General features: G+C 74.2%; 6 protein-coding genes. 3 read left to right on the top strand and 3 right to left on the bottom strand.

Translation table 11 applies throughout. From position 1 onward, the window contains the following. From AC5Y43_RS24360 to AC5Y43_RS24350, 3 genes are all read right to left on the bottom strand, one after another. The coding region (locus tag AC5Y43_RS24360; protein ID WP_499976999.1) for a PE family protein at nucleotides 1-1,179 on the bottom strand (1,179 nt) is incomplete at its 3' end. Nucleotides 1,180-1,465: 286 nt separating this feature from the next. After that, nucleotides 1,466-5,395: a diguanylate cyclase domain-containing protein gene (locus tag AC5Y43_RS24355; protein WP_499976997.1), complete on the bottom strand. Its 3,930-nt coding sequence runs from the start codon at nucleotides 5,393-5,395 to the stop codon at nucleotides 1,466-1,468. 152 nt (nucleotides 5,396-5,547) lie between these two features. Continuing rightward, the gene (locus AC5Y43_RS24350) at nucleotides 5,548-5,982 is read right to left on the bottom strand and encodes an HIT family protein (RefSeq protein ID WP_499976994.1); all 435 of its coding nucleotides are present in this window, start codon (nucleotides 5,980-5,982) and stop codon (nucleotides 5,548-5,550) included. Nucleotides 5,983-6,329: 347 nt separating this feature from the next. On the opposite strand from AC5Y43_RS24350, the gene AC5Y43_RS24345 reads away from it, so the two are divergent. From AC5Y43_RS24345 to AC5Y43_RS24335, 3 genes are all read left to right on the top strand, one after another. Then, nucleotides 6,330-10,088, top strand: a complete 3,759-nt coding sequence (locus AC5Y43_RS24345) for a PE family protein (protein WP_499976991.1) — start codon at nucleotides 6,330-6,332, stop codon at nucleotides 10,086-10,088. A 204-nt stretch (nucleotides 10,089-10,292) separates the two neighbouring features. Next, the gene (locus tag AC5Y43_RS24340) at nucleotides 10,293-11,630 is read left to right on the top strand and encodes an amidase (RefSeq protein ID WP_499977007.1); all 1,338 of its coding nucleotides are present in this window, start codon (nucleotides 10,293-10,295) and stop codon (nucleotides 11,628-11,630) included. Continuing rightward, entirely contained in the window at nucleotides 11,627-12,730 is a 1,104-nt protein-coding gene (locus AC5Y43_RS24335) for an adenylate/guanylate cyclase domain-containing protein (RefSeq protein ID WP_499976987.1), read from the top strand. Before AC5Y43_RS24340 ends, AC5Y43_RS24335 begins: the two co-directional genes overlap by 4 nt. The last annotated feature ends 203 nt before the right edge of the window (nucleotides 12,731-12,933 follow it).

The raw sequence follows: 12,933 nt of genomic DNA, 5'->3' as shown, positions 1-12,933 counted from the left end.
GAATCCGCCGACCCCGACCCCGCCGGGATCGCCGCCGACACCGCCGGTCCCGCCGGCCGTCACCGCATCCCCGGCCCCGCCGGCGCCGCCATTGCCGGCCGCGCCGGCATTACCGCCGGCCCCACCCGCGCCGCCGAAACCGTTGGCGCCCAAGGGACCGAACAAAAGCGAGCCATGCCCACCGATACCGCCGGCGCCACCGTTGCCGCCGGTCCCGCCGGTGCCGCTGTTACCGCCGTCACCGCCGGTGCCGCCGACCACCGTCGACGCCCAGCCCGCACCACCAACACCGCCCGAACCCCCGGCCCCACCGGTGCCGCCGACCCCGCCGGCCCCGCCGGCACCCCACAACAGCCCACCATTGCCACCGGTACCGCCCACGCCGCCGGTGCCGCCGTCACCACCCAAACCGCCCGTGCCGCCGGCAGCGAACTGGCTGCCCGCGCTACCCGCGGAACCTAAAGCGCCGCCCAGCCCGGTGCCGCCCACACCGCCGGCCCCGCCGGCGCCGAACAGCAAAGCATTACCCCCGAGGCCGCCGGCCCCGCCGGAGCCGCTCCCGACGCCGACCCCGCCCTGGCCGCCGGCCCCGCCATTGCCAAACAACCAGCCACCCGTGCCCCCGACGCCGCCGGACGCCCCGGCCCCGCCCATCCCGCCGGCCCCGCCGGCACCCAGCAGGCCGGCCGCCCCGCCGGCCCCGCCGACCTGCCCGGCCGCGCCCGAGCCGCCGTTGCCGCCCCGGCCGATCAAAATCCCGCCCGGACCGCCGGCGGCCCCGGACCCGGCCGCGCCGTCGGTGCCCGGGCCGATCAGCGGACGACCCATCAGGATCTCGGTCGGCGCATTGATCACCGCCAACACGTCCTGCTCCAACGTGCCCAGCGGCGCCGCCGCCGCCGCCTCAGTCGCGCCGTACGAGACGCCGGCACCACTCAACGCGGCCGCAAATTGGTCGTGAAACGCCGCCGCCTGCGCATTCAAGGCCTGGAATTCCTGGCCGAAGGTGCCGAACAGGCGCGTAATCACCGCCGACACCTCGTCGCCGGCGGCCGGGGCGATCCCCGTCGTCGCCGGCGCCGCCGCCGCCGTCACCCGCCGGATCGCCTCCGCGACGCCGCCCAGGTCCGACGCGGCCGCAGTCAACGCCTCGGGCGTTGCAAACACAAAAGACGACACGAAGGGCTCCCACTGTCCGAAGCCCGATTCTCAGCCGTTCCAGCGCCGCCAGAATCCGGGACGCACTACTGCAATTTCGCGCGACATCCGCAGGCGACTACTGCAATTCGGGGGCGCCACGGCGGCCGCTTGCTACCGGCCACCGCCCAATCCGCCACACCCCCCGCGTCGAAGTGGCGTTGCCGACACCACCTGAAGTCCGATTTTCAGCCCCCCGGCACCGCCCCGATCCGGGACGCACTACTGCAATTTCGTCCGACCGAGGCCGGCGACTACTGCGATCGCGTCAGTCGGTCACCCGCGCCCGCCGGGACGGGTCGGGCGCATGGCTGGCGATCCAGTCGCGCAGGTCATCCGCGGGCAACGGCGGGCTGTGTACGAACCCCTGGGTGATGCTGCAGCCGTAGCGCCGCAACGCCGACAGCGTGAGGTCGTCCTCGACGCCCTCGGCCACCAGGTCGGCGCCCAGGCTGCGCGCCAGCGCCACCGTGGACCGCACGATCGCGACCGATCGCGGGTCCTGGGCCAGGCGCGCGACGAAGATCCGGTCGAGCTTGAGCTCGTCGACCGAGACGTCCTGCAGCCGCGCCAGCGACGACCACCCGGTGCCGTAGTCGTCGAGCGAGATGCGCACGCCGAGCTGCTGCAGCGCGGCGACGGTGCTGCGGGACCGCGCCGAGTCCACCAGCGCGCTCTCGGTGATCTCGACGATCAGCGAGTCGGGCGGCAGGCCGTGGGTGTGCAACAGCCGCTCGATCGTGCTCACCAGGTCGAGGTCCAGCAGGTTGGTCGTCGACAGGTTCACCGCGACGGCCATCGGGATGCCGTCGTCGCGCCACGTCCGGATCTGTTCGAGGGCGAGGTTGATCGTGCGGTTGGCCACCTTGCGCATCAGCCCGGCGCGCTCGGCGGCGGACAGGAATTCCTCGGGCAGTAGCAACCCGCGGCTGGGATGCCGCCAGCGCAGCAGCGCCTCGACGCTGTGCACGCTGCCGTCGCCGGCGTTGACCTTGGGCTGGTAGTGCACGGTCAGCTGGTCGCCGTCGAAGAGGGCGTGGCGCAGTTCCTCGACCAGGTTGGGGTCGTTGTCGCGGTAGAGCTCGAACGCCGAGTCGTACACCGCGATCTTGCTGATCGCGGACTTGGCGTGCGGGATGGCCGTCTCGGCGCGGTTGAGCAGCTGCTGCGGGTGCTCGCAGTGGTCGGGGCACAACGCGATGCCGATGCGGGCGTCGACCTGCACCGTGATCGGGTCGAGCGCGAACGGCTCGCTCAGGGCCTCGAGCAGCCGGCCCGCCTGGGCGCGCGCCGCGATCAGGTCGGACCCCTCGGCGAGCAGGATGGCGAACCCGTCGTCGCTCACGCGGGTGAGCAGGTCGTCGCGGCGCACGCAGTGGGCCAGCCGGTCGGCGATGTGGCGCAACAGCTCGTCGCCGAAGTGGCGGCCGACCGAGTCGTTGATCTCTTGAAACTCATACAGATACAGCAACAGCAGCGCCCGCCGCGACGACGCCCTGGTCGCCGCCGGCGCCGAGCTCGACAGCGCCGTCAGGGCCGTCGCCAGCGACCGGCGGTTGGGCAGGCCGGTCAACTCGTCGGTCATGGCCTGTTTGTGGTTTTCGGCCAGGATGCTGACGTCGCGGAAGGTCGCCGAGAACCGCGCGGCGACCGCGATCAGGCTCAGGGCGGCGAGAATCGTTGCCAGCCTTGAGTTGTGGTCGATGACGACGCCGAGCGCCACGACGGTGCATGCCACCGGCACGGTGTAGGAGCCGAGCCCGCGGCGCGGCGACACCCCCCGCGCGGACCCGGACCGTGGCGCCCAGCTCGCGACGGCCACCAGCAGCGCCGCGGCCAGCCACAGGGCGTCGAGCATGGTGCCTTCGCGGTAGGCGCCCTCGGCGGTCTGGAAGAGGTACGCGGTGTCGGCGACGGCGAACCCGATGAATCCGACCACGAGCACACCCCAGCGAAATTCGTTGCGCCAGCCAAGGATTGGCAGCATGCCCGCGGTCACGGCTAGCAGGATCAGGTCGCCCCACGGATAGACGAGGCCCACCATCACGGTCACCGGGACGCGGACCGCGGCCGCATGGATGGGGCCGTCGCGCAGCATCACGCCCACCGCGGCCGCGGCCAGCGCGCACACCAGCGAATCGAGCCGGATCGGCAACGGCACCCGCTTCAGCCGGGACCGCATCAAAAGCAGGAGCCCGACATAGACCAAGGGGTAGAACGCCAGATACTCCGGATCGGCCGGCGAGGGCGACTCGCCCTCCCGCACGCACAGGGCATACACGATGTCGCCGATCGCCGACACCGCCATGCCCACCGCGATCAGCCCCCAGGCGAGGCGGTCGGCCCGGACGCGGTAGGAGCGCACGCCGACCAGCGTTGCGGCCCCCAGGTTCAGCGCGGGGTAGAGGAACTTGGCGAAGAACGTCGTGTGTGCGGCGGCGGGCCACAAGACGCTGGTCAGGGCGAAGACGGCGACGCCGATCCCCAACGCCGCCAACGCAATCCGGATCGCCGCCGGCGGCCACCGCACGCCATCGACGCCATTGCCGCCGTCGCGGGTTCGGTCGCGCGGCGCCGTCGCGGCCTCGGCGACGGGCGCCAAAGAGGGGGCCAGCTTGGTGTCGCTGCCGAAGGCCCCCACCGGAACTGACGTGGCGATCCGGTCCACCCCCGCCGCGGCCGAGTCCGGCGACTCGGCCAACTGCGGGAAGCTGAACGGGAAGGGCAGATCGGGCACGAAACCCCGAATACATTGGCCGCCTTCGCGTTTGGCGGCATACATGGCCAGGTCGGCGTGGCGGAGCAGCTGATCGACGGTGCTGTTGGTCGCGGCGGTGCCCACCGTGAAGCCGATGCTGGGCCGCACCTCGATGGGCACGCCGTCGATCACGATCGCCGTGCCGAACGCGTCGAGCACCCGGTGCGCCGCCGCCTGCGATTCCTCCACGGAAGCCTCGACTAGGACGGCGAATTCGTCGCCGCCGAGGCGCGCGACGGTGCCCGTGTCGCCCAGCGCCGCGGTGAGCCGGCCGGCGACCCGGATGAGCAGCTCGTCGCCGGCCGGATGGCCCAGGGCGTCGTTGACGGCCTTGAAGTTGTCGAGATCGAGGCACAACACCGCCACGGTCGTCCCGTCGCGGCGCTGCCGCGTGACGGCCTGTTCCAGGCGATGCAGGAAGTGCGCCCGGTTGGCCAGCCCGGTCAGGCTGTCGCGGAACGCTTCCCGCGCGACTTCGGAGAGCAGGCCCTGGTTGTCGACGAGCACGATGAACTGCCGGGCCAGCACCGCGGCGACGAGGATGCCCAGCGCGGCGAGCAGCGGTCCGTGCGCCATCAGGCCCACGGCGTGACCCAACCCGACCGCGGCCGCCAGCAGCAGCGGCAGGTAGGGCAACCACAACAGGGCGGGCGACAGAATCTCGGTCCGGGTCTGGGCCGTGGCGGACTCGTGCACGCTGGTCAGGCCAGCCAGCGCGATCAGCCCCAAACCGACCACGCGCCCCACGTCGCCCAGATCGCTGAGGTGGAACCCGCCCATTCCGGTCTGGAACACCATCGCCATGTCGGCGACGGCGATCGTGCCGACGCCGCCGGCCAGCAGGCTGCGGCTCGGCATGTCGTCGGACCGGACGCGGGACAGCATCAGGATCGCCGTCGTCAGCACGGCGACGTCGGCGAAAACCTCGGTGAGCGTCGTCACCCGGGAGCTGCTGTGCGCGCGCAGCTCCTCGTCGAGGACGAACGCCCACGAAATCACGAAGAGTGACGTCGCGACGATGAGCCCGTCCAGCACCAGCCGGCGGGGGCTGTGGCGTGACAGGTGGGACAGCAACGGCAGGCACACCATGACGCCGATCGGGTACAACAGGGACACGATCTCGGCGGCGGCCGGGTGGGCGGCGTGTTCCGCCTCCGGGCGTACCTCGTAGAACGCCCAGATGACCTCGCCCACCCCCCAGCCCAACAAGGCCACCACCAGGGCCAGCCATCCGAGTTTGCGGCGCCCGGTCGAGTAGTGCGCCGCGTAGCCGGAGCACGCCGCCGCGAATGCCAGGCACAGCACCGTCACGGTCTCGTCCACCGGCCGGCTGAGAAACGCGACCAGCAGCGCCGCGACCACGGACATCCCGACGACCAGCCAGCCCGTGCGCGCGGACAGCCCGAAGCGCCGCCACGGATTTCCCGTCGAGCGTTTCATAGCCACTCCAGCCGATCCCGCGCCTTGCGGTGACCGCAGGGAAAGCGTCACCGCGCGCAACAGGAGAATAATCCGCTGCGCGCCTGTCGTGGTCTACCTGGCCGGATTCATCGATTCATCGATTCATCGATGTTGAGCACGCACTCGCCGGCTCACTCCGACTGGCTCGCGTCGATGCGTGCCAGCGCTTCGCGCAGGACCTGCGCGGTGGACTCCCGGTCCGGGTCGCGGCGCAGCAGCATCCCCTTGGCCACCGACAACTTGTCGCCGTTGCGCCGCGGCAGCACGTGCAGGTGGATGTGCAGCACGGTCTGGAAGGCCGCGGGGCCGTCGTTGATCCCGATGTTGGTCGCGTCGGCCAGCTCGGTCGCGCGGGCGGCCCGGGCGATGCGCTGGCCGATGGTGATCATGTCGGCCAGGGTCTGCGGTGGGGTGTCGGTGAGGTCGACGCTGTGGCGCTTGGGGATCACCAGCGTGTGCCCGCGGGTGAACGGCCGGATGTCCAGGATCGCCAGGTAGCCGTCGTCTTCGTAGATCTTGAGCGCCGGGGCCTCCCCGGCGGCGATCGCACAGAACACGCAGGGCATGTCGCCCACGGTACTGGCCGCGGCATTTCGGCTGTGAGCCCACGGCTTCGGCTGTGAGCCCACGGCTTCGGCTGTGAGCCCACGGCGGCATCCAGGCCCGGATCGCCGCCCGGGCTTCACTCTCAAAGCCCAGGCTTCACACCCGACCCTGGGCCGACCGCCGGTCCTCGCCGTGGGCCGACTCCATACCGCCCACCTAGGGATCGACAGCAAACACGAGTACCCGGCCGGCGACCCGGAAAGACAATTCTCGGAAAGCCAACATCAGATTGTGCTGTGGCGGTTACGCTCCGCCGATCAGGTACCGCCTGGGCCTGGCTGATCGTCTTTGAGAGCTGGGGAGATCTATGTCTTTTGTGGTGGCGGCGCCCGAGTTGCTGGTGTCGGCGGCAGCAAATGTTGCCGGGATCGGTTCGGCGATTAGTGGCGCCAATGCCGCGGCCGCGGCCTCCACGACGAGCGTCGTGACAGCGGCCGGGGACGAGGTCTCGGCGGCCATCGCGACACTGTTCGGCTCCTACGGCCGCGAGTATCAGGCACTCAGCGCGCAGGTGAATCTGATCCATGACCGGTTTGTGCAGGCGTTGGCCGGTGCCGGCGGGGCCTACGGCGCTGCGGAGGCGGCGAACGCGTCGCCGTTGGCGGCGGTGGAGGAGCAGGTAATGGGCGCGGTCAACGCGCCCACGCAGTTGCTGCTGGGGCGCCCGCTGATCGGTGACGGCGCCAACGGCGCGGCCGGCACCGGCCAAGCCGGTGGGGCGGGCGGATTGCTCTGGGGCAATGGCGGCAACGGCGGCTCGGGCGGGGCCGGGCAGGCCGGCGGCAGGGGCGGCGATGCCGGGCTGTTCGGCAACGGCGGAGCCGGCGGCGCCGGCGGCAACGGGGCGACCGGGTCGGTCGGCGCGGCCGGTATTCAGGGCGTCACCGGCGGCAACGGCGGGGCCGGCGGAGCCGGCGGCGCCGGCGGCTTCTTCGGCGGTAGTGGTGGCGCCGGCGGGCACGGCGGGCTCGGCGGGTCCGGCGGAGCCGGCGGTGCCGGCACCACCGGCCCCGACGGGACCACGGGCCTCCTCGGCGGTGCCGGCAGCCAGGGCGGTCAGGGCGGGCAGGGCGGCACGGGCGGCACCGGCGGCGAAGGCGGGGCCGGTGGGCAGGCGGGCCCGTTCGGCGCAGCGGGCGCGCACGGCGCAGCGGGCAGTGGCGGCACGGGCGGTCAGGGCGGCCAGGGCGGTCAGGGCGGTGCGGGCGTCGCCGATTCCTACTCGGGCGTCGGCGCCGGTGGCCAGGGTGGCGCCGGCGGGGCCGCGGGACTCGGCGGCTCCGGGGGCACCGGCGCCGCGGCGGGCGCCATGGGCGCCGCAGGTACCGGCGGGACCGGCGGTCAGGGCGGCCAGGGTGGCCAGGGTGGCCAGGGCGGCGCCGCGAACAGCTATGGCGTCGACGACGCCGTCGGCGGGGCCGGTGGCCTCGGTGGCACCGGAACCATCGGCGCCGGCGGGCGCGGCGGCACCGGCGGCCTGGCGGTTGCCCACGGATCCGGCAACGCGCAAGGCGGGGGCGGCGGGTTCGGCGGCACCGGTGCCGCGGGCGGCGGGTCAGGCGGCGACGGTGGTGGGGCGTTCAACTATGGCACCGGAAACGCCACCGGAGGCGTCGGCGCGAACGGCACCGGCGGCGGCGCGACCGGCAGCGGCGGGGCGGGCGGTGACGGCGGGGCCGCGCTCACCTACGGCACCGGAGACGTCGTCGCCGCCGCCGGCGGGACGGGCGGGCAGGGCACCACCGGGCCCGGCGGGGCCGGCGGCGCAGGCGGCGGCGAGGCAATCGGCAACAGCGCTGCTACCCGCTCCGTCGTCGGCGCTATGGGCGGCGCGGGCGGCAACAGCGCCGCCGGTGCCGGCGGGGCCGGCGGCGCAGGCGGCCAGGCACACACCGAGGGATCCGGTGACGCCCTCGGCGGGGCCGGCGGCACCGGCGGGACCGGCGCCGCGGGCGGCGGGGCCGGCGGCGACGGTGGTCAAGCGGTCAACCAGGGAACCGGAAACGCCACCGGCGGGGCCGGCGCGAACGGCACCGGCGGCGGATCCACCGGAACCGGCGGGGCCGGCGGCGACGGCGGCGCGGCGCAGACCGGCTCCTTGGCCACGCCCGGCGCCGGCACCGCCACCGGAGGCACCGCCGGAGCCGGGGCGGACGGGACCACCGGCGGCGCCGGCGGGAACGGCGGTGCCGCGAGCACCTCCGGAACCGGCCACCTTGTCGCGGCCGCGGGCGGGTCCGGCGGCGACGGCACCACCGGCGCGGGCGGGTCCGGCGGTACGGGCGGTGGCGCGGTCATCGACAACAGCGCCGCGACCGGCGACGTGCTGGGCGCCGCCGGTGGCGCGGGCGGCTCCAGCGCCACCGGTACCGGCGGGGCGGGCGGCGCCGGCGGTTTGGCGTCCAGCTCCGGATCCGGCGACGCCACCGGCGGGGTCGGCGGGACCGGCGGCACCGGGGCCGCCGGCGGCGGGACCGGCGGCGACGGCGGTCTCGCCATCAACCGCGGAACCGGCGACGCGATTGGCGGCGCCGCCGCGAACGGCGCGGACGGCGGGACCACCGGCACCGGGGGCGCCGGCGGCAATGGCGGCGACGCGTATATCTCCGACCCGACCGGTCTGGGTAACGCCGGCGGCGGCACCGCCGCCGGCGGCGCCGCCGGGGATGGCGGCAACGGGACCACCGGCGGCCAAGGCGGAAACGGCGGTGGCGCGGGCACGCAGGGAACCGGGCACGCCGTCGCGGCCGCGGGCGGGTCCGGCGGTGACGGAGCCACCGGATCCGGCGGGGAAGGCGGCCGAGGCGGCGATGCCGCACTCAACAACAGCGCGGCGACCGGTGATGTCGTCGGCGCCGCCGGCGGTGCGGGGGGCACCAGCGCCACCGGCGAAGGCGGGGTCGGCGGCACGGGCGGTCAGGCGTACAACTACGGATCCGGCGACGCCACCGGCGGAACCGGCGGCACGGGCGGCACCGGAACCACCGGCGATGGCGGGCTCGGCGGATACGGCGGCCAAGCGACCGGGTGGGGATCCGGGAACGCGATCGGCGGCGGCGGCGGGGCCGCCGGCACCGGCGCCACCGGCGGCGGATCCGGCGGCAGTGGCGGCGATGCGTACAACTACGGATCCGGCAACGCCACCGGGGGTGCCGCGGCAAACGGCGCCGACGGTGGGGCCACCGGCACCGGCGGGGCCGGCGGCATCGGTGGGACGGCGCACATCGAGGCCACTTCGCCGGGCACCGGCGGCGGCACCGCCACCGGCGGCGCCGCCGGGGACGGCGGCAACGGCACCATCGGCGGGCGCGGCGGCGACGGCGGTGATGCGAGCACCTTCGGAACCGGCGACGTGACCGGCGCCGCCGGCGGGACCGGCGGCACCAGCACCGTCGGCGCGGGCGGGACCGGCGGGACCGGCGGCACCGCGCAAATCGAAAACGCCGGTAGCGGTGACGCTCTCGGCGGGGCCGGCGGAACCGGCGGCACCAGCACCGGCGGCCTCGGCGGGGCCGGCGGCCTCGGCGGTGACGCGAGCAGCGACGGATCCGGCGATTCCACCGCCGGGGCCGGCGGGTCCGGCGGAACCGGCGCCACGGGCGGCGGCGCCGGGGGCGGCGGCGGCAACGCGGGCGCGCAGGGATCCGGAGACGCCACCGGCGGGGCCGGCGGGAACGGCGCCGCCGGCGGGGCCACCGGCATCGGCGGGGCGGGCGGCGCCGGCGGCGACGCGGACAACTACGGATCGGGCGACGCCACCGGCGGCCGCGGCGGCGACGGCGCCGACGGGACCGTCGTCGGCAACAACCAGGGCATCGTCGGCGGCGGCAACGGCGGCCTCGGCGGCGACGGCCGGATCTGGAACAGCTTGGCAAACGTCGCCACCGGCGGCGACGGCGGCGACGGCGGCAACGGCCTGGGCTGGGCCGACAACGGCGGCAACGGTGGCAACGGCGGCAACGGCGTCCGGCTCAGCGGGACCGCCCACGGCGGGGCCGGCGGCGACGCGGGCACCGGTGGACCCGCCGGCCAGGCCGGCTTGGACGGCGCCGACGGAGCACCGTAGCGCGGCTCGTCGGGGGCACGGCCGCGGCGCTTCGAGCGTGAGCCGACGGCTTCGGCTGTGAGCCCATGGCGGCGTCCGAGCCCGGATCGCCGCCCAGGCTTCACTCCCAAAGCCCAGGCCTCACACTCAAACCCGAGAGCGGGATACGCTGCGGCGGTGGACGCTCGCGAGGTGGCCTTCGCCGGCGCGGCCGCGCAGGCGCGGATGCTGGCCGACGGCGAGCTGACCGCGCCCGAGCTGCTCGAGATCTACCTGGACCGCATCGCCGCCCTGGACAGTCAACTGCGCTGCTACCGGGTGGTGCTGTCCGACAGCGCGCGCTACGAGGCCGCCGTCGCCCAGGACCGCCTCGACGACGGCGAGCGGCTGCCGCTGCTGGGCGTGCCGATCGCGATCAAGGACGACGTCGACGTCGCCGGCGAGGTGACGACGTTCGGCAGCGGCGCGCACGGCCCCGCCGTGACCTCCGACGCCGAGGTGGTGCGTCGGCTGCGCGCAGCGGGCGCGGTCGTCATCGGCAAGACCAACGTGCCCGAGCTGATGATGTTCCCCTACACCGAGTCGCTGACGTTCGGGGCGACCCGCAACCCGTGGAATCTGAAGCGCACGCCGGGCGGCAGCAGCGGTGGCAGCGCCGCCGCGGTGGCCGCGGGGCTGGCCCCGCTGGCGCTCGGCTCCGACGGCGGCGGCTCGATTCGCATCCCGGCGGGCTGGTGCGGGCTGTTCGGCATCAAGCCGCAACGCGACCGAGTGCCGCTGGAACCGCACGACAACGCTTGGCACGGGTTGAGCGTCAACGGGCCGCTGGCCCGCTCGGTGCTGGACGCGGCGCTGTTCCTGGACGCGACCGCCAGCGTCCCCGCCACCGAGTTCGTCACCGCGGCCCGGCGCGCACCCGGCCGGCTGCGAATTGCGTTGAGCGCCAAGAGCCCAACGCCGCTGCCCGTCCGGGTGGGCAAGGCGGAGCTGACCGCGCTGCACGAGGCCGGCGCGCTGCTGCGCGACCTGGGCCACGAGGTGATCACCCGCGACCCCGACTATCCGCCGTCGGCGATCCTCACCAATTACCTGCCCCGCTACCTGCGCGGCATCAGCGACGACGCCGACGCCCAGGCCCACCCCGACCGCCTCGAGGCCCGCACCCGCAACCTGGCCCGCGCCGGCGCATTGTTCTCGGATCGGCGGATGTCGGCCCTGCGTGACGCCGAAGATCAGGTGACCGCGCGCATCCAGTCGATCTTCGAGAACGTCGACGTCGTCATCACCCCGGGCAACGCCGCGGGACCCTCGCGCATCGGCGCCTACCAGCGCCGCGGCGCGATATTCACGCTGCTGGCGGTCGCCCAGCAGGTTCCCTATCAACAGGTCTGGAACCTCACCGGGCAGCCCGCCGCGGCCGTGCCGTGGGACTACGACGGCGACGGCCTGCCGATCGGGGTGCAACTCGTCGGCCGGCCCTACGACGAGGCGACCCTGCTGTCGCTGGCCGCGCAGATCGAGACCGCCCGGCCGTGGGCCCACCGGCGACCGCCGGTGTCATGAACATCGACGACCTGCTCGACGGGCTCGACGGCCCCGCCCGCGCCGAGCGGGCCGAGCTCATCGAGTGGCTCTTCGAGCAGGGCATCACCGCCGACGAGATCCGCGCCACCAACCCGCCGCTGCTGCTGGCCACCCGCCACCTCATCGGCGACGACGGCAGCTACGTCTCCACCCGCGAGATCGCCGAGACCTACGGCGTGGACCTGGAGCTGCTGCAGCGGGTGCAGCGGGCCATCGGCCTGGTCCGGGTGGACGACCCCGACGCCGTCGTGCACATGCGCGCCGACGGCGAGGCCGCCGCCTTCGCCCAGCGGTTCGTCGAGCTGGGCCTGGACCCCGAGCAGGTGGTGCTGGTGGTCCAGGTGCTCGCCGAGGGCCTGTCCCGCGCGGCCGAGGTGATGCGCTACACCGCCCTGTCGGCGATCATGCGTCCCGGCGCCACCGAGCTCGAAATCGCCCAGGGCTCAAAGGCTTTGGTAAGCCAGATCGCGCCGCAGCTCGGCCCGATGATCCAGCAGATGCTGTTCATGCAGCTGCGGCACATGATGGAGACCGAAGCGGTCAACGCCGCCGAGCGGGCGGCCGGCAAGCCCCTTCCGGGCGCGCGGCAGATCACCGTCGCCTTCGCCGACCTCGTCGGCTTCACCCGGATCGGCGAGGTGGTGTCGGCCGAGGAGCTGGGGCACCTGGCCAACCGGCTGGCCGTCCTGGCCCGCGACATCACCGTCCCGCCGGTGCGGTTCATCAAGACCATCGGCGACGCCGTGATGTTCGTCTGCCCCGACCCGCGGCCCATGCTCGATGTAGTGCTCAAGCTCGTCGACGCCGTCGACAGCGACAACGACTTCCCGCGGCTGCGCGCCGGCGTGGCGTCGGGCATGGCGGTCAGCCGGGCCGGCGACTGGTTCGGCAGCCCGGTCAACGTCGCCAGCCGGGTCACGGCCGCGGCGCGCCCGGGCACCGTGCTGGCCGCGGATTCGGTGTGGGAGGCCCTCGGCGAGGACGCGGGCTACAGCGGCTTCGAAGGGTCGTTCGCCGGGGCGCGCCGGCTCAAGGGCATCAGGAGCGAGGTCAAGCTCTTCCGCATCCGCCGGGCCTAGCGCATAGGGCAGGCCCGGGCGACATCAGGGGGCGTCTGACACTTAAGTCGTCCGCGGCCGGATTCCTACCCCATTTCCGGCGCTTCGAATTGGTCGCTTCCGGGCCTGCTTTAATACCTAAAATACGCCTCCGAGCAGCCCATATCAACGGGTTCTCGCGATAAAAAACCCGCACCGGACCTCGCCACCTTTCGCCACCGGCG

The organism is Mycobacterium sp. NGS57 (assembly GCF_059812405.1).
The sequence above is the reverse complement of the archived record's forward strand: the minus strand, read 5'-3'. Positions and strand labels throughout refer to the sequence as shown.